The following is an 18,563-nucleotide window of genomic DNA, read 5'->3' on the forward strand; positions in this document are numbered from 1 at the left end:
TAAGGAAAGTTGAAACTCCTAAAACCGTATAAACTTTCCCGATAAACTGTGCAACCTCATTTTTATTTTTTACTAATTTTTTTTCAGGATATTTTCAATACTTTTTGCATAAAACAACATATACGCTATATTAAACTTTTTATATTTGAATATATATAGCCCCATACAAGCAAAAGTTATTCCTAATATCATAAAAACAATTTCAATCATATTATGCCTCCTTTAATTTATATAATTATATACTGTTTTGGATTATAATTCCAGTGAATGTGTTAATTATATTGAATTTATACAAATATAGGTTGCCTTGTTTTAAATTCCTTACCATAGTATAACTATGTACTATATTACTATGAACTATCAAATTTTTAATTCTTACGGTATCTTTTTCTGTGCTGAATATATTTATCCATTTGTGCCACTTTAAATAGTTTTCAAGGTATTTTGTAGCCACACCATTGAATCTCGACATCCATCTCTTTAAATTAGAATGTAGACTATTTATGTGATTTATATGATATATATCCTCTTTATGGAAAACTTCATCTGCTTCAACTACACCATCAACAGAGCCTACACCAAGAAACCCACTAATACAATTAAGTATCTTATGTCGCCATTAAAAGGAAGTTGCTATATTAATTTCTACTTCTTCGGCAGATTTTCTTATAGAGTAACCGCTCAACATACATTTAGCATATTTAAGGTGGTATTATAAAAAATAAAAGAGCAACAAATTTAAATTTGGTGCTCTTTTAACATAAGTTGAGCCTATCCTCCCAATGTCTTCATAAACTTATTTATAAAATATATCTGCCTCTTAGCCATTTGAATAATCTGTTTTGTCCCATATCTACACCATTTTGTTTTATTAGTTTTGCTAGCTCTCCAACAAGAATGGTAGACAGGACACAAAGTGCCCTTGCATTCTCATCTTGTTAGGGATTAAGGCTATTTTCTACAATTGTTTTTAATATAGGTAAAACATCACTTTCAAACCATGGGTTTTGCTTTAGCCAACCATAATTTAATGGAGAAGGATGGACTAATGGTAGATATTCAGGTAAATATTCCTTGAAATTCTTAACTGTTTCCGTTAAATTCTTTTTACGGCTTTTACCTAAATAATATTTTTGGGCGTAACTTCCCACAAGAATTATGGTTTCAACCTTTGGCATTTCTTTTAGTATCCTTTGATGCCATTTTTCTGCAAAGCCTTTTCTAGGTGGCTTATCTCCTGTCTTTGCTTTTCCTGGATAATAAAAATCCATAGGTAAATGACCTATACGATCAGTTTTATAGAATATCTCCCTAGATATGCCCATCCATTCTCGTAAGCGATCACCACTTGGATCATTCCAAAACAAATGTGTTTCTTCTGCCTTACGTCCCGGTGCTTGACCCACGATAACAATGCGAGCATCTTTAGAGGCTTTAAATAACGGTAGGATTCCTTTTTCTGTATAGATTGCATTCATCTCATCTTTCATTATTTCTTCTTCAATTTCTTTAAAAATTGCCATATTACCAGCTCCTATTTAGATTTCAATATCATTAGTATGCACCTACTATTGACCCTTTATTATCTATACCTCTTAAATAAAAATGGCTAAAATTTAGCTTTTTCCTTCAGGATAATTTCAATCTTATCAAGCTCTATCCCATCAGCTCCAAAGTATAGTTTAATATAATGGTTTACTCCAAAAACAAAACCTAATGTTCTAGTTTCTGTAATATATTTTCCTTCAGTTCCCCTAAAGGTAATAGTTGATTTTAAGGCGTTATCATAATATATAGATAGTGGTAATTGGGCAAGTGGTCCTAGGTCTGATTTCATTTTTATTGAAATATCATATACACCATATTCATTAACAGTAATACCAAAAATCTCTGAATTGCCTTTTTTATTGTTAAATACACTTCCATCAATAATAATATTGTTAGTATTTTTATCTGCTTTATAGTAAACTATATCATCTATTTTAATGTCATCTTCATCTCTTTTATTAATTTCCTTTAATTCTTCTTCACTAATACGACCTAGTTCATGTAGCATAGCTGGTGATTTCATTATAAACTTTAGAATGTTTTTTGCATTTCTTTGTAGGTCACTTCTTTTTAAATCGCCACTTTCTAGCTTTTCTTTAACATTATCATTTTCAGGATTTGCTTTTGAATCTGCTACGCACATATATAAATCATTTTGGGCAGCTACCATAGGATACTTATTTTCTTTTGTAGCTTTTTCACCTTCTATATTTGCTTTTCCCCACCAGTCTGACATAACTATGCCATGAAAACCCCATTCTTTTCTAAGGATTGTTGTACATAAGTCATAGTTTCCTGCAGTCCAAATGCCATTTACCGGGCCATAACTGGTCATAATAGAACGTAAATTAGCTTCTTTAACTACAATTTCAAATCCTTTAAGTAAATTTCACGAAGGGCCCTTTCTGATACTATTGAATCTGCATAATGTCTAGATACTTCTTGGTTATTGGCACAAAAATGCTTAACAGTTGGAGCAACACCTTGTGACTGCATAGCACTTACTTGGGCAGCACTTATTTTTCCCGTTAATAAGGGATCTTCGGAAACATATTCAAAGTTACGTCCATTTAATGGATTTCTATGAATATTCATTCCTGGTCCTAAAAGTGAGTCTATCTTATTTTTTCTTAGTTCTTTTCCTGTCATTTTATAAAGTTCTTCTACTAGTTCTATATTAAATGTACAACCTAATGCTGTTCCATTTGGCAGTGAAAATGCCTTAGTTCCACAATCCATACGGATACCTGAAGGTCCATCTGCACAACAGGCAATTGGTATTCCAAAACTTCTTAATTCTTCTGTAACTCCACCAAAGGCTGATGCTGTTCCTGGTGTTACCTTAGGACTACACATTCCCTCTCCCCTGAATATATGAATTAAATCATCGTCACTTAATTGGGCAACAAAACTATCTAAATCTACCTTTTTATCAAATACATCTCCTAGCTTATAGCCCTTATCACCAGTATAGGGAATTTCAGATTCACGTCTTTCTTCCATTCTTTTATATGGATTTATAGTTCTTTTAGGAACATCCTCCATTATAACTTTATAAGTGCCATCTTCACTAAGAGCTGGCTTAAAACGTTTAAAGGAAGCTGTTGGTGCACATGCCTCTTCTAGCTTTTCTAATAAAGTAAATTCTTCCTTAAACTTACCAAAAAGTTTTGCACTTCTAACATCTGACCCAATATAAAGCTTGTAAATACCCTCTTCTAATAAATAGGAGGACTTATGCCCAGTTATTCCGCTATCATCATAAGAAGCAAAATAGTATTTTGGGATTTTTATTTCTACTTTTTCCTTTTCTAATGGACTTATTATATTAGTTTTTGCAAATCCTACAAGGGATCTGGCTGGTTTTCCAAGCTTTCCTTGGGGAACTTCTATATATACTTGAACAACTTCTTTTCCTGGCAGGCTTCCTATATTGGTTACACTAGCTTCAACAACTACTTCTTTACTTGTTACATTTGAAATTTTCCCATCTATTTTAAAATTACTATAAGACAGTCCATAGCCAAAGGGATACATAACTTTATCCTTTGCAAAGGTTTCAAAATAACGATAGCCTACATAAATATCTTCTTTATAATAATTTCTTTCCATGCCACCAAAGTTTTCAGTTGATGGATAGTCTTCAATATTTTTAGCAATTGTATCTGTTAATTTCCCACATGGATTTACTTTACCACTTAGAACATCAAGAACACCATTTCCTCCCTCTTGGCCTCCTTGCCACACATAAAGAACGGAGGAAGGATTATATTTTTCTACCCATTTCATATCTATAATGTTACCGACATTTAAAATTACAACTGTTCTTTTAAAGGTCTTAGTAACTTTTTCAATCATAATTTCTTCTTCTTCAGTTAATAGGTAACTACCAGGCACATTTTTATTATCCTGGTCTTCTCCTGCAGTACGGCCTATTATAACTAAAGCTATATCTGCATTTGATGCAGCTTTTACTACTGAATCTTCTAGCTTCATTTCTTTTTGGGACCAAGGTACAGTCCCCCATCCTCTGCCTTCATCAAATGGGTTTTCTTTTATCCATTCTTCATATACTTTCAGTAAGTTTTCATCTAAAATAATATTTTTATTTGCTCTTAAAGCATCTAAAATACTAACTACATATCTTGTATTTACAAGTCCACCTGAACCTACTCCACTTTTATAGTAATTAAAGGCGCTTCTTCCAAATACAGCTACCCTATCCCCACCTCTTAGAGGAAGCGCATTATAATCATTTTTTAATAAAACACAGCTTTCAGCTGCTGCCTGCCTTGCAATGCTTGCATACTTTTTTAAATCTAATTTATAACCTCCCATATTATCCTCCACAAACTATTAATTTATTTAATTAATAAATCCCAGAGCCTATAACTCTAGGATTTATAGCGAAATAATTTTATACTAGCTAACCATGTATACATCTAATGAATTGTCCAGATTCCACTTCTCTTGCTTCCGGACATTTACTTGCACAAATTTCTCTTGCTTCTGGACATCTTGTTCTAAAAGGACACCCCTTACTTTCAGGAGTCCACTGTCTTATTTCTGTATCTTTATCTCTTATAACAGGCAAATCAATTTTTTCTTCTCTTTCTGGATCTGGAGCTGCAGCTATAAGAAGTTTCGTATATGGATGTTTTGGATTACAAATTACTTTATCTACATCTCCCCACTCAACCATATGACCAGCATATAATACTATTATTCTATCAGCAAAATATCTTGCTGTAGCAATATCATGAGTAATATATATAAAAGATTTTTTCATTTCTTTTTTGAGTTTATTTAGTAAGTTTAAAATCCCCAATCTTATTGATACATCCAACATAGAGGTGGGTTCATCAGCAAAAATTACATCTGCACCAACTGCTAGGACTCTTGCAATATAAGCTCTTTGCTTTTGTCCTCCTGAAAGTTGGTGAGGGAATTTTTCTCCTTGTTCTTTAGGTGGTGTTAGACCAACCATTGTTAAATATTCATCCATCTTTTTATACATTGTCTCTTTATCTGAAGTATGATAAAGTTGTAATGGTCTTTTAAGATGATAATATATATTAAATAATGGATTCAAAGATGAAAAGGGATCTTGAAAAATCATTTGTGATTTTTGCCTATATTCTTTAAGCTTTTCACCTTTCAATTCATGAATATTCTCATTATCAAAATACATTTTTCCATAAGTTGGCTTATAAAATCTCATGGCAATTCTACAAATAGTAGACTTACCGCAACCAGATTCTCCAACTATAGCTAATGCTTCTCCAGGATATAATTCAAAAGATATGTCATTTAAAGCACGAATAGTACTTTTCTTTGCAAATATGCCTTTTCTAGCAACTTTAAAATCCATCGTTACATTTTTTGCACTAAATATTGGCTTTCTATTTTCTTCTACTTTCATATCAAATCTCCCTTATTATTATAATGGATTATGACAAAAGAAGAATCCTTCGTCTAATAAACTTATTTCTGGTTCTTTTTCAAAACATATCTTAGTTGCTTTAAAACATCTATCCTGGAATCTACATCCTTTAGGGATACATTTTAAATCTAATGGCGAACCTGGAATACCTTCCATGTATTTTACTTCCCCTTGTAAAGAAGGGAATGAATTTTTTAAACCATAAGAATATGGATGTTGTGGTTTTTTAAGTATCTTTTTTGAAGGTGCTTGTTCAACAATTTTTCCTGCATACATAATAGCTACTGTATCACAAAATTCCATCATTAAGCTAATATCATGGGTAATAAACAAAATTGAAAAATTAAATTCTTTTTTTAACTCGTATATTTTTTGTAATATATCTCTTTGAACCACCGTATCTAAGGCTGTAGTCGGTTCATCTAATATAAGGAGTTTAGGTTTAAGGGCTAGTGCCATTGCAATTACAGCACGTTGTCTCATTCCTCCTGAGAGCTGATGAGGATAATCTTTTAAACGCTCTGGGGGAATTCCAACTATTTTTAAAAGTTCTTCAGCCATCTTTCTTGCTTCTTTTCTACTTTTAGTAATGTCATGAGTCCTATATAGTTCAAAAAATTGTTTTTCAAGAGTGACAACTGGATTTAAACAATTCATAGCTGATTGAAAAACCATACTTATCTTTTTCCATCTAAACTTTTGTAATTCATTCTCTGATAAAGATAAAATATCTTTGCCGTCCATTATTATTTTTCCCCTATTAATAAGTGCCGGAGGTCTATGCAGTCTCATTAGTGAATAGGCAATAGTACTTTTGCCACAGCCTGATTCTCCTGCTAATCCTAAGCTTTTACCTTCCTCAATGACAAAGCTTACATTATCTACAGCTCTTATGTGTCCATTTTCTGTTATATAATCAACACAAAGATTTTCTACTTCAAGTACTGCTCCCATCACTTAATCCCTCCTTTATTATTAGTAATTCCTACAACTTGTTTCCTTAATAATTTTTCTTGGGCTTTCTTTTCTTTATAATATTTTCTCATAATCCTTTGAGCCCTTAATTTTGGATTAGATAATTCATCAATTGAGAAGTTTACTAATGTTAAACCTGAGCCGAATAATATAAGAAATACACTTGGTCCTAATATTTCCCACCATACACCACTACTTAAAGCTCCTGTGCTTTGGGCATTATTTAACATTTGTCCCCAAGTCACTGACATTCTATCGCCAAAGCCAATAAACTCAATAAAAGATTGTGCCATAATGGCATATATTAGTGTACCGATAAATCCTGAAGTTATCATTGACAACATATTAGGCATTATTTCCACAAACAATGTACGTATCTTTGACTCTCCCAAGGTTTCTGCCGATCTAATAAATTCTCTATTTCTTAAACTCATAGTTTGTGCCCTATAAATACGTGCTCCCCATGGCCAGGAAGTAATTCCTATAATAATTCCAATTGCTAATGGAGAAATTCTTCCTACCATTGATGCTATTATTAATAACAATACTGTTTGAGGAATAACCATAATTATATTAATTATAGTTGTAATAATATTATCAACTATACCTCCAAAATAACCTGCAGTAATTCCAACTATTAAGCTTAAAAGAACTGCTATTGAACCTGCAAAAATTCCAACTAATATTGATACTCTTCCACCATATAAGGTTTGGGTCCATACATCTTTACCAGCTTGTGTAGTTCCAAGAATATGCTCAGCTGATGGTGCTGCACGCCATAAGCCATCAAAGGTTTCCATCGGTCCATATGGTGTAAATAATTTAGCTCCAAGAGTTAATACAAGTACAATTGATATTAAGATCAATCCAACAACAGTTTTAGGACTATCTTTTAAAAAATTAACTATTTTAGAATTTGAAAATTTCTTCACCACATTATACCTCGTACTTCCCATAATTATTCTCCTGATTGTCTTCTAATTCTTGGGTCTAAAAGAAAAACACTTATATCAGCAATAAAATTGGTTGTCAACATCAAAATAGTTGTCATAAGCAAAATACCTTGCATTAGTGGATAGTCCCTTCCGTTAATAGCCTGAATCATAAGTTTTCCTAATCCTGGATAGTTAAATATGTTTTCTATAAGTAGCTGTCCACCAAGTAAAAATCCAACTGACATAGCAAAGGAGGTTACTACTGGTAACAATGCATTTCTAGCACAGTACTTAAACATAATCTTTTTATCAGGAACGCCTTTTGCAATTCCCATAACTATATAGTCTTCTCCTAATTGATTTATCATATTAGCCCTCATACCCATTATTCCACCAAGACTACCTAAAATGATAGCTGTTACCGGTAAGAAAGCATGATATACAACATCCTTTACATATTCAAAACCCTTTGCATATAGTAATGGAGTTACTGCATATCCTTTAGGAAAAAATCCATTATATGCTAGCGTATAGCTTAAAGTTAACGCAATTATTACAGCCGGAATATTTGCTATAATTTGTCCACCAACTGTTAAAGTCGTATCTAATCTACTTCCTCTTCTCCACGCAACAAATATACCTAAAGCCGTATTAATAATAAATGATATTATTAGTGCTGTTCCACATAGAAATACTGTCCATCCCAATGGTCTTTTTATTACTTCAGTAACAGGATATAGGTTATTTGTAAAAGAGATCCCCCAATCACCTTTTAAAATATCAATGAAATTTCTAAAATAAGTTACTATTAAAGGTTCATTGCTATTTATTCCAAACATTTTTTCAATAGCTTCTATAGTAGCTGGATCTACTTTCCCACCTTGCCTTGCAAGCTCTCCTAATCTCATTTGGACAGGATCACCTGGCATAAGACGAGGAAGAAAGAAGTTTAATGAAAATGCTCCAATAAATGCCATAAAATAAAAGGCTAATCTTTTTAAAAGATATTTCATTTTTCTTCCCTCCCCTTATTTATAATTTATTTAACAGGTTTAAGTTCTAATAATTGTAATATCTTAGAATCATGAATACAGTTTGCTGGATCTGGTCCTTTACCTTCCTCAACTGTCCATCCTGTAAATCTTGAATCATTGTAAATATGCCATTTTCCATTAAATAATATCGGTACATTTATCATATTTTCTGCAAAGAATTTTTCTATTGTAGCTATTATTTCAGCTTGTCTTTCTTCGTCAGCTACTGCCAATTCTTCTATTAGAGCTGTCATTTCATCATTTTTATAATTATTTTGGCAAGTAGACCACCAAGTACTTGTTAGGAACCTTGCTTGGTCACCAATTGTATCAAAATAATATTTCCATATGTTAGTATTTTGACCATAAGCTGTGTATAACATATCAAATTCACCAGTTCCCCAAGCTTCAATAACAACTCCCAGTTCTTTAGGTGCATTAATAGCATTTATACCAATTTTTTGTAAATGTTCTGCAATTATTTGTGCACCATCATTCCAATCTGTCCAGCCAGCTGGAGATATAATTTCAAACTTAATTGGTGTTCCATCTGGATTATCTCTATAACCATCTCCATCTTTATCAACAAATCCTGCTTCATCTAGAATTTTTGCTGCTTTTTCTAAATCAAACTTAGTATAAGGATCTGAAAGGGTCTGAGCCTCTTCATTTATATAAGAAGACAACATTGATGGTAATCCTGTAACTGTTGGTACTTCATCACTTAAATAACCAAATGCCGCAGATTCATTTATAGTTTTTCTATCAGTTGCTAACGATACGGCTCTTCTAAAATCTACTGATTCAAAAGCTTTTTTATTATTTTCATTTTTAGTCATATAATTAAAGGTTAATCTCATACCGTCATTTTTACCATACCAATACTTCTTATGGGCATCTCCCTTAACATAAGTTTTTTCTATATCTGGTATCATAATATAAGCCCAGTCAATATTTCCATCTTCTAATAGTGCTAATGCAGCATCATTTCCATCAAATTGAGGTATTCTCAATTCATCTACTTCTAAATCATCTGCCTTCCAGTAATTTGGGTTTCTTCCCAAAACAACCATCTCTGGTGTAAAGTCTTTAACTTCTGAAAAAGCTCCTGTAACTACAGGCTCTTCTAATACTGCTGTTGCTGGATCTGAAATCTTAGAGAATACATGCTCTGGTACCATCCAGTTTTGAAAGAAAATATCTTTTCTATGGAAAACATTTGGAGTTGAAGCTACAATTTTAACTGTATAATCATCAAGCTTTTCAACTGATTCTAACTTAGGATTATCACCACTCCAGTTACCACTTGTATCTATATCTGGATGATCCTTTGGATAAGTAAATGTGAACACAACGTCATCAGCATTAAAATCTTCACCATCACTCCATTTAACTCCTTGTCTTACCTTTACAATAAGAGTTTTGTTATCCTCTTCACTTATAATGTCTTCAGCTAACCACATTACCTCTTTACCGCCATTATTAGCATCAAAAATAACTAATGGCTCATACATAAATCCTTCCACAAATTGAGCTGGCTTATTATATGGATTAAAATTTCTAACCCAGCCTTGGGAAGACTCAAGTAAAGTAGTTAGAACTGCTGGTTTTTCATTATCACCAGCTTGTCCTTTATTTCCTTCACTTGAATTACATCCTGCAAATAACCCTGCAGCAATAACAACCGAACAAATAAGGCTTAGAATTTTTTTAACTTTCATATTACTATCCCCCTAAATAGTTTAATTAATTATTCTACTAAACTCATTATTTAGTATACGTTTACATTAAGTGTATTTAGCCAGTATCACTAGAAATAATTTTAAGTCTCCCCCTATAATATTTGTAATCATTATATTGATATTCTAAATATTTCAAATAATTCCTATATATCGCATAAATAATCAAAATATTAATATTTGCGATAAAATACAAAAATAGCAGATTATATATATCTGCTACTATTCTTTGCCTTCACCCTTTGCTAATGCAGCTGCTAATATTGCTCCCTTAATATTTGCAGTAAAATAAATATGGTTCATTATAAAATCATCTTTGTAATTTGACTTTCCACCTGGGGTTAATAAGTCCCCTACTTTCAAATCTGCCTTTGTTCCATGATAAAAAGGTCCTTTATCAAAATGTTCATCTTTATATAACTCTGATAGTTCATAATTTCTTCTAGCATTATCATAGTCAGATAATATTTCATAACATTTTGCAATATTCAAATACAAAGTTGAATAGGCACTCTTTACATTTACATCATTTATTTTTAGAGCAAATTGTAAAGAGGTTTCCATCCACTTTAATTTATCCTCAATACTTTTTTGTACTCTAGCTAGATGATAAGCTGTTATAAATCTTTCATATTCATCTTCTGCTTCTTCCCAGGCTTTTTTAAAAATATTTATTGCTTCTTCAATATTTCCTGTCTCTTCTAAATTCATTCCATTCATGCATAGTTTAATAATATGGTTATTTGGATCAAACCTTATATCCATTTAATTTTACCTCCAAAGAATTTTTATATTATATTTTACCCATTCTTGATTTAGGTTAATATTATAATTTATTATCTTAAATTTTTTCTTTCCAAGTATATTAATATAGTCTCTATTTTTATATATATTTACATATTCCCTACTTACCTAAATATTCCTCTAAGCATACGCCTTTTTCTTTTATTTTATTAGAATGTTCAATACCAACATATCGAATATGCCAAGGTTCATAGCTATATCCAGTAATATCTTCCTTGCCTTTTATGTATCTTAGTATAAATCCATACTTGTACATATTATTGTGCAGCCATCTACACTCTTCAGTATTCTCAAAATTTATATCCATATCTGTATAATTCTCTGCTAAAACATCTACAGCAAGTCCCGTTTGATGTTCGCTATAACCTGGTTTTGCAACATATTTATCCGCATACTCTTCTCCCCGATTAAAAACCTCAGTAGTATAAACATCTTCCTGATATTCATAGGATCTATAACCTGAAACTGCAAGTAGATATATTCCCTCTTTTTCAGCATCTTTAAACATTCTTTTTAAATTTTCACTTGCTTCTTTTCTTAATAAAATTTCCTTATTTGAATTTACCTGTATAGCTTCTAAATCATCTGGCTCATATCCTTTTTCTAGTCCATATTCTTTGTTTACCAATAGAATATTCTGTTTATTATTATTCATGGAATTATTTAAAGAAATATTATTAAAGCTATTTTCTTTCTCCGATATTTTTGATTGCTTATTATTCCATATATTAAAATATCTAATTATATCATCAGAGAAAATAAAAAATATAGCCCCTAGTAAAATTAATATACTAAAAATTCTTATACTTTTGTTTTTCTTTGCCATATTAAGCACTTCCTTTCCTGCTTTAATATAAACAAAATAACTTCTAAAAAATAACTTCTAATAATTATTTAGTTTAATTAATTATCATATTTTTCATACATTGAATATTTTATATTATAATGCCTTATCTTAACCAAAATAGTTACAGAATTGTTAAAAATAAAGCTTGTCATATTTATTTAATAATTATTCTCATATTTTCTTAGAGGTGATGAGATGAAAATTGAATTTACAAAAATGCATGGCTGTGGTAATGATTATATTTTCTTTAATTGTATCAATCATGACATTAATAAACCTGAAGAACTCTCAAAATCTATCTCCAACAGACATTTCGGTATTGGAGGTGATGGAATTGTACTAATTTACAAATCAAATAAAGCAGATGCGAAAATGCGTATGTTTAATGCTGATGGAAGTGAAGGAAAAATGTGTGGAAATGCAATAAGATGCATAGGAAAATATTTATTTGATAATGAAATTATTAAAAAGAAAAATGTAACTATTGAAACTATAAGCGGGGTAAAAAATTTAACACTTCATATAATAAATAACTTAGTTTCATCAGTGACTGTAGATATGGGTAAAGCAGAATTTTTACCTTCAAAGATTCCTGTTAAACTTAATGGAGAAAAAATAATTAATAGAAAAATATCCATAAATGGTGAGGATTATAAAATAACCTGTGTTTCAATAGGAAATCCTCATTGCGTTGTTTTTCAAGATAATATAGAAACCCTTAATTTAATGAGTATTGGACCAAATTTCGAAAATTTCCCTATTTTTCCTGAAAGAATAAACACTGAATTCGTTAAGGTTATAGACAAAAACACTATTAAAATGAGGGTTTGGGAACGCGGTAGTGGTGAAACTTTAGCTTGTGGAACAGGAGCTTGTGCTGCTGCTGTAGCTGCTGTTGAAAATAGATTTTGTAATAAGGGAGAAGATATTTATGTTATTCTAAAGGGCGGAGAACTTATTATTAACTATACAAATGAAAGAATACTAATGACTGGTAAAGCTGAAAAGGTATTTGACGGTTATATAGAAATTTAATTAAAAATATTACAAATAAGGGGAAGTGATGTATGAAGATTAATAGTAATTATTTAAAGCTAGAAAATAATTATTTATTTTCTACTATAACAAAAAAAGTAGAGGATTATAAAAGTAAATATCCTAAAAAAGAAATAATTAATCTAGGTATTGGAGATGTAACCCAGCCTCTTCCAACTGCTGTAATAAATGCACTACACAAAGCTGTTTCTGAAATGAGTTCAAAACATACTTTCAGAGGATATGGCCCTGAACACGGATATAACTTTTTAAAAACTGCTATTCGCACTTATTATGAAAAAAGAGGTGTTTTTTTAGAAGAAAATGAAATATTCATTAGTGAAGGTGCAAATAGTGATTTAGGTAATATACTTGATATTTTTTCAAATGATAACACTGTATTGATACCTGATCCTGTTTATCCAGTTTACATGGATACAAATATTATGGCTGGTAGAAAAATAATATTTATGTGTGCAACAGAAGAAAACAACTTTCTTCCAATGCCTGATAAAAATATTAAAGCCGATATAATATTCATCTGTTCTCCTAATAATCCTACTGGAGCAGTATATAATAAAGATCAACTAAAAGAATGGGTAGACTATGCATTATCTTGTAATGCTGTAATTATATTTGATGGAGCATATGAAGCCTATATTCAAGATAGGAAGCTGCCAAGAAGCATTTATGAAATTGAAGATGCCAAGAAATGTGCTATAGAAATTTGCTCACTTTCAAAAAATGCAGGTTTTACCGGAACAAGATGCGGCTATACTATTGTCCCAAATGAACTAAGATTTGAAGGTGTTCATTTAAATATGCTATGGCTAAGACGGCAGACTACAAAATTTAACGGAGTAGCTTACATTATTCAACGGGCTGCAGAAGCTGCCTTTACAGAAGAAGGGCAAGCAGAAATATCAAAGTTTATTAATTATTACATGGATAATGCGAAAATAATATGTAATACATTACAGAATATGAATATCTGGTTTACTGGCGGTGAAAACTCACCATATATATGGTTAAAATGTCCTAAGGGCATGACATCGTGGGAATTTTTTGATTTTCTACTAGAAAGGGCTAATACAGTTGGTTCTCCTGGTTCTGGATTTGGTAAGAATGGAGAAGGTTTCTTTAGGCTTACATCCTTTGGAGATAGAAAAAATGTTGAAATCGCTATGAAAAAAATTTCTTCCATACTAATTTAAATTTTTTAACTTTAATAAAAACACTGATTGTTACAATCAGTGTTTTTATAAATCTATTTATAAACAATATTATCCTTCATATAATCATAAATATCAAATTTAAATTCTTCTGCAAGTAAAACTAATTCATCTTCATCTGCATTATCAATGCTCATAATAAGCGGCATAATTGATGATGGACCAACCTTCTTCAATAAATCCTCTTTTAATCTTTTATAGTCTATATTCTGCATATTATCTCTCCCCTTTTAAATATATCCATGTAATGTAATATCAAATGGACTACAAAATTATTATACCATACATTTTTTGCCATATAAATGATTTTTTTCCTCTTTACTTACTGTTAATAGTATTTAAATTAACAATTTTTTTATTAGTTCATAAAATAACTTATAAAGGTGGTGTTTAAATGAATAATATAAATGACAATCCTTCTAATGCTTTTGATTATATTGTTATAGGAACTGGTCCTGCCGGCGCTGTATTAGCTAAAACTCTTAGTGATGACAAAAGAAATTCGGTTCTTTTGCTTGAAGCAGGGGAAAATAATGATAAAAACATAGAAATCAGAGATTCTACTACAAATCTTGGAAATTACTATCCTCAATTTTTCTGGCCGGGAGTTACAGCACCACAAAAGCATTTGAATGGAAAGATATTTGAATGGACAACTGGTAGACTTGCTGGTGGCGGTTCTTCTGTAAATGGAGAACAATATGTAAGGCCTACAACCTTTGTATTGAAAAAATTAGAAGATTACTTAGGTTCTATATGGGGACCACAACAGGCAATAAGAAATTTTGTTGAGCTTGAAAATTATAATGGTAAAACCACTAATTCCGCGGCTCATGGCTACGGTGGCAGATTGGATATTAGACAAACTCCAGAAACAGTTCCAGCTATTACAAAAAAACTTGTGTTAGCAATAGAAGCTGCTACAGGTTATAAAACAATCTTAGATTACAATGATCCTAATACTCCTCTCGGTCCATTTTATAGGTGGCAATTAAGCCAAAAACCAAATGGAGAACGTGAAAGTTCTTCTACCGCTTTTCTATCTGCTGATGTCGTATGCCCAAAAGGTTATGGGCAAAATGGTCGTAAACTTAGATTACTTTATAAATCAACTGCTCTTCGAATTATTTTTAATTCTAATAAAGTAGCTACTGGTGTAGATTTCCTTAAAGAAGGAAAACTTCAACGAGCTTTTGCAAATAAGGGAATTATTTTATCTGCTGGTATAAATAGTACTCAACTTTTACTACTTTCGGGTATAGGTCCTGAAGAGGAACTTAAAGCTGCAAATATCCCAGTAATTTATAACAATCCAAATGTAGGAAGAAACCTCTCTAATCATACTCTTAATACAGCAATATTTACATTAAATGAAAATGATCTTGTAGAAATTGACAAAGATCCAAATGCTCTTTATAATGGTGGGGCATTTTTACCAATTCCTCTTCATGATGCAAATCAAGAGGAACGAAGTATTCAACTAATAGGTTCTGTATCTAATAATTCATTAATACTGATAATTCTATACTTACATCCAGAAAGTCGTGGTTCTATCAAAATTCAAAACAATGATCCCTTAAAAATAGTTTTAGCTGATGAAGGCTATCTAAATAATCCAAAAGACTTAGAAGTTATTAAAGCAGTATATCGAAATTATATTAAAAATATTGCTATAAAACTCTCAAAAATTGATTCAGCTTATAAACTAATATCTCCAACAATGGATATAATAGATGATGATGAAAAACTTGAAGAATATATAAGAAATAACTTTGGACATCCTCATCATCAGCAATCTTCTCTTAGCATGGGACCATTAAATAATGGAGGTGTTGTTGACAATTCGGGTAGAGTTTATGGAGTAAGAAATCTAATTGTAGCAGATGCTTCTATTATTCCATTTAGTGTTGATGGAAATACTGCAGCTGCTTCATATTTAGTAGGTTATACAATTGCAAAGGAACTACTAGCTAACGATACTTATGGATATAGAAAAAATTATCCTTACTATCCTATCTATCCTTGGTATATTTGGTGATTTAAAAAAATTAAGCAGGGAACATTCCCTGCTTTTTATTTAATCCCTATAAATAATCATTTTTTTAATATGACATAATCTTTGCTAGAGCAAATATAACAAACTTCCTATCATATTTTAATAGCTTCCTTTAATAATGGTGAAATTTCACCTGAATAATATATTCCTAAAACATGGAGTGCTCTTGTGCAAGCTGTATAAAGAAGAAGCCTTTCTTCTTCGCAGCTATAAACTGTTTCTCCTGCATTATATATAAGTGCTACATCAAATTCTAATCCCTTTGCTAGATAGGCAGGGATTATTAAGGTACCACTAATATATTCATCATCATCCTTCATTATAGCTTTTACCTGAATTTTATCTTTTAGATAATCAAAAACTTTCTTTGCTTCTTTAATGTTTTTTGTTATAATACCTATTGATTTAAATCCCTTTTCTTTAAACACCTTTATATCCTCAATTAATTTTTCTTTTATATCTTCTTCTCTTGAGAGATTTATAATAAAAGGTTTTTCCCCACTTCTTTCTACATATTCATCATTAATTTCTTTATTTAAAATTTTTCTTGCAAACTTTGTAATTTCCATTGTAGACCTATAACTTTTAGTTAAATTTATCAAGCAAGTTTTATCCTTTTGAAAAATATGGTCAATATTATTATAACAACCTAAATTCATATAAGGATTTATTGATTGTTGTAAATCTCCAAGAATAGTCATATTGGCAGATTTAAAAATATTGGTTAATATTTCATATTGTAAAGGTGTATAATCCTGAGCTTCATCAATAATTATATATTTTATTTCAGAAGTTCCAGAAACATCTCCCATTGCAACCTTTAAATAAAGTAAAGCAATTTGATCCTCATAATTCAATTCTTTATTTTTTAATTTATTAAGTGTATAGAATTTAATTTCTTCAATATTTGGTCCCTTATAAAAATTCTTAAATTTTTCAAAAAGCTCTTTATAAATATCTAATAAATCGAATTTTGTTATTCTATCTATCTCATTATATGCCTCTAACATTTGATCTTTAGCAATAGCTCTACTTTGTTTCTTAATTTCTTTTTCACTTGTATAATAATCAGAAGTTTCAAGTACATTAGCCGCTTCTTCTATTAGTTCTTTTTCATAAGCCTCCAAAAGAAATATTATCCTATTCTTTATTTTATCCAGCCTTCTCTTTATAGGCATATTATTATAGTCCTTATTAAACAATTCTTCTATTTCTTTGGAAGATATTATCATCTTATCATTTACAATTATATCCTTAAAATCTCTATTCTTTTTTTCTAGATAAGAAACATATTCTTTTAATATATTAATAAATTCCAAAGAAGATTTAAATCTAATATTTATAATTCTTGTCTCATAAATATTTAAATCTTTATAACTAAAAATATACTCCATCATATTACAGTAATCTTCTTTTTTAAATTCATCTCCTAAAGCTTTATTCATAAACTCCTTAAAAGTAGTTTGATACATATTTTCTTCCCCAAGCTGTGGCAATACATTAGAAATATATTCATTAAAAATATCATTAGGAGAAAATATTACTATATTTCGTGAATTTATTTTTTCTCTATATTTATATAAGAGATAAGCTATTCTATGTAAAGCTACAGATGTTTTCCCACTTCCAGCAGGACCTTGAACAATAAGATTCTTGTATTCTTCATTACGAATTACTTGATTTTGCTCTCTTTGAATAGATGTTACTATTGATTTCATTTTATTATCTGTGCTCTTAGCTAAAATCTCTTGTAACACATCATCTTCTATATTAATATCACTATCAAACATGTATTCAATTTTCCCATTATTAATTTTATATTGCCTCTTTAAGATTATCTTTCCATTAATTATTCCTTCAGGGGATTTATATTTTCCTTCTCCAATTTCATATTCATAAAACATGCTTGAAACCGGTGCTCTCCAATCATATACTAAAAAATCAAATTCCTCATTAATAAGATTAGAAATTCCTATATAAAACTTTTCAGCTTTATCATTGTCATGCTCAATAAAATCCATTCTCCCAAAATAAGGTGATAATAGCATTTGTTCATATTTTTCTTCCATTTGTCTTGTAAATTCATGATTTCTTTTTTGCATTTTAGTTGAATTGATAAATTGCATAAAATCTACAACTTGATCTAATCCATTATTTATGGCAACTGAACCGATATTATCCCACATTTCTTTATGAGTTTCTATATATTCCTTTTTAAAACGCTCTTTATAATTGCGCTTTTCATTTAGCTGTTTTCTAACTTCAGTAAGGACTTTTTGAAGCCACTCCTTTTCAGCAAACCATTCAGAATTATTATTCAAATAAATCACTCCCCTTAATAGATTAATTTTATAAAAAAGTTATTGACATTGTTTTTTGCAAGATGTATAATATAATTAGGGAATTATATTATAT

General features: G+C 30.5%; 14 protein-coding genes and 3 pseudogenes. 3 read left to right on the forward strand and 14 right to left on the reverse strand.

All coding sequences use genetic code 11. From position 1 onward, the window contains the following. Positions 1-72 precede the first annotated feature (72 nt). The 12 genes and pseudogenes from BEN51_RS13795 to BEN51_RS05190 form a co-directional block, all read right to left on the reverse strand. Positions 73-210, reverse strand: coding sequence for a hypothetical protein (locus BEN51_RS13795; protein ID WP_164704089.1), 138 nt, complete (start codon positions 208-210; stop codon positions 73-75). 77 nt (positions 211-287) lie between these two features. Further along, a pseudogene (locus tag BEN51_RS05140) lies at positions 288-706 on the reverse strand (IS1595 family transposase); the annotation flags it as partial. A 112-nt stretch (positions 707-818) separates the two neighbouring features. Continuing rightward, positions 819-905, reverse strand: a pseudogene (locus tag BEN51_RS14140) (phage antirepressor); the annotation flags it as partial. A gap of 33 nt (positions 906-938) precedes the next feature. Further along, positions 939-1,523: a uracil-DNA glycosylase family protein gene (locus BEN51_RS05150; RefSeq protein ID WP_119865008.1), complete on the reverse strand. Its 585-nt coding sequence runs from the start codon at positions 1,521-1,523 to the stop codon at positions 939-941. Between the two features lie 86 nt (positions 1,524-1,609). Next, positions 1,610-4,386, reverse strand: a pseudogene (locus tag BEN51_RS05155) (glycoside hydrolase family 3 protein). An 88-nt stretch (positions 4,387-4,474) separates the two neighbouring features. Continuing rightward, positions 4,475-5,470: an ABC transporter ATP-binding protein gene (locus BEN51_RS05160; protein ID WP_119865009.1), complete on the reverse strand. Its 996-nt coding sequence runs from the start codon at positions 5,468-5,470 to the stop codon at positions 4,475-4,477. A gap of 18 nt (positions 5,471-5,488) precedes the next feature. Continuing rightward, positions 5,489-6,445 carry an ABC transporter ATP-binding protein gene (locus BEN51_RS05165; RefSeq protein WP_119865010.1) on the reverse strand — a complete coding sequence of 319 codons (957 nt, stop codon included), beginning with the start codon at positions 6,443-6,445 and terminating at the stop codon, positions 5,489-5,491. Further along, on the reverse strand, positions 6,445-7,422 hold the full coding sequence (locus tag BEN51_RS05170; protein WP_119865011.1) for an ABC transporter permease: 978 nt from the start codon (positions 7,420-7,422) through the stop codon (positions 6,445-6,447). Before BEN51_RS05170 ends, BEN51_RS05165 begins: the two co-directional genes overlap by 1 nt. Positions 7,423-7,424: 2 nt before the next feature. Then, the gene (locus tag BEN51_RS05175) at positions 7,425-8,414 is read right to left on the reverse strand and encodes an ABC transporter permease (RefSeq protein WP_119865012.1); all 990 of its coding nucleotides are present in this window, start codon (positions 8,412-8,414) and stop codon (positions 7,425-7,427) included. A gap of 26 nt (positions 8,415-8,440) precedes the next feature. Beyond that, a complete protein-coding gene (locus BEN51_RS05180) occupies positions 8,441-10,156 on the reverse strand; it encodes an ABC transporter substrate-binding protein (protein WP_119865013.1) in 1,716 nt (571 codons plus the stop codon). 240 nt (positions 10,157-10,396) lie between these two features. After that, positions 10,397-10,939 carry an NAD(+)--rifampin ADP-ribosyltransferase gene (locus BEN51_RS05185; protein ID WP_119865014.1) on the reverse strand — a complete coding sequence of 181 codons (543 nt, stop codon included), beginning with the start codon at positions 10,937-10,939 and terminating at the stop codon, positions 10,397-10,399. A gap of 139 nt (positions 10,940-11,078) precedes the next feature. After that, positions 11,079-11,804 (reverse strand): M15 family metallopeptidase, encoded by a 726-nt coding sequence (locus BEN51_RS05190; RefSeq protein ID WP_119865015.1) that lies wholly within the window; start codon positions 11,802-11,804, stop codon positions 11,079-11,081. A gap of 216 nt (positions 11,805-12,020) precedes the next feature. Here BEN51_RS05190 and dapF point away from each other — a divergent pair, with 216 nt between their 5' ends. Next, positions 12,021-12,860, forward strand: coding sequence for a diaminopimelate epimerase (gene dapF / locus BEN51_RS05195; protein ID WP_119865016.1), 840 nt, complete (start codon positions 12,021-12,023; stop codon positions 12,858-12,860). Between the two features lie 32 nt (positions 12,861-12,892). Then, complete coding sequence (locus BEN51_RS05200) at positions 12,893-14,074, forward strand: LL-diaminopimelate aminotransferase (RefSeq protein WP_119865017.1); 1,182 nt, start codon at positions 12,893-12,895, stop codon at positions 14,072-14,074. Between the two features lie 53 nt (positions 14,075-14,127). Here BEN51_RS05200 and BEN51_RS05205 read toward each other — a convergent pair whose 3' ends face one another. Then, on the reverse strand, positions 14,128-14,307 hold the full coding sequence (locus BEN51_RS05205; protein ID WP_119865018.1) for a hypothetical protein: 180 nt from the start codon (positions 14,305-14,307) through the stop codon (positions 14,128-14,130). A gap of 179 nt (positions 14,308-14,486) precedes the next feature. Between BEN51_RS05205 and BEN51_RS05210 the strand changes: the two genes are divergently transcribed. Further along, positions 14,487-16,130: a GMC family oxidoreductase gene (locus tag BEN51_RS05210; RefSeq protein ID WP_119865019.1), complete on the forward strand. Its 1,644-nt coding sequence runs from the start codon at positions 14,487-14,489 to the stop codon at positions 16,128-16,130. A 110-nt stretch (positions 16,131-16,240) separates the two neighbouring features. On the opposite strand, the gene helD is transcribed toward BEN51_RS05210, so the two are convergent. Then, a complete protein-coding gene (helD, locus tag BEN51_RS05215; RefSeq protein ID WP_119865020.1) occupies positions 16,241-18,469 on the reverse strand; it encodes an RNA polymerase recycling motor HelD in 2,229 nt (742 codons plus the stop codon). Positions 18,470-18,563 lie beyond the last annotated feature (94 nt).

This window comes from Clostridium isatidis, assembly GCF_002285495.1.
Lineage (GTDB): Bacteria > Bacillota > Clostridia > Clostridiales > Clostridiaceae > Clostridium > Clostridium isatidis.

Bases quoted from the DNA above. Each gene is read 5' to 3' on its own strand.
- BEN51_RS13795 (WP_164704089.1), bottom strand. From the start codon at position 210: ATGATTGAAATTGTTTTTATGATATTAGGAATAACTTTTGCTTGTATG.
- BEN51_RS05150 (WP_119865008.1), bottom strand. From the start codon at position 1,523: ATGGCAATTTTTAAAGAAATTGAAGAAGAAATAATGAAAGATGAGATG.
- BEN51_RS05160 (WP_119865009.1), bottom strand. From the start codon at position 5,470: ATGAAAGTAGAAGAAAATAGAAAGCCAATATTTAGTGCAAAAAATGTA.
- BEN51_RS05165 (WP_119865010.1), bottom strand. From the start codon at position 6,445: ATGGGAGCAGTACTTGAAGTAGAAAATCTTTGTGTTGATTATATAACA.
- BEN51_RS05170 (WP_119865011.1), bottom strand. From the start codon at position 7,422: ATGGGAAGTACGAGGTATAATGTGGTGAAGAAATTTTCAAATTCTAAA.
- BEN51_RS05175 (WP_119865012.1), bottom strand. From the start codon at position 8,414: ATGAAATATCTTTTAAAAAGATTAGCCTTTTATTTTATGGCATTTATT.
- BEN51_RS05180 (WP_119865013.1), bottom strand. From the start codon at position 10,156: ATGAAAGTTAAAAAAATTCTAAGCCTTATTTGTTCGGTTGTTATTGCT.
- BEN51_RS05185 (WP_119865014.1), bottom strand. From the start codon at position 10,939: ATGGATATAAGGTTTGATCCAAATAACCATATTATTAAACTATGCATG.
- BEN51_RS05190 (WP_119865015.1), bottom strand. From the start codon at position 11,804: ATGGCAAAGAAAAACAAAAGTATAAGAATTTTTAGTATATTAATTTTA.
- dapF (WP_119865016.1), top strand. From the start codon at position 12,021: ATGAAAATTGAATTTACAAAAATGCATGGCTGTGGTAATGATTATATT.
- BEN51_RS05200 (WP_119865017.1), top strand. From the start codon at position 12,893: ATGAAGATTAATAGTAATTATTTAAAGCTAGAAAATAATTATTTATTT.
- BEN51_RS05205 (WP_119865018.1), bottom strand. From the start codon at position 14,307: ATGCAGAATATAGACTATAAAAGATTAAAAGAGGATTTATTGAAGAAG.
- BEN51_RS05210 (WP_119865019.1), top strand. From the start codon at position 14,487: ATGAATAATATAAATGACAATCCTTCTAATGCTTTTGATTATATTGTT.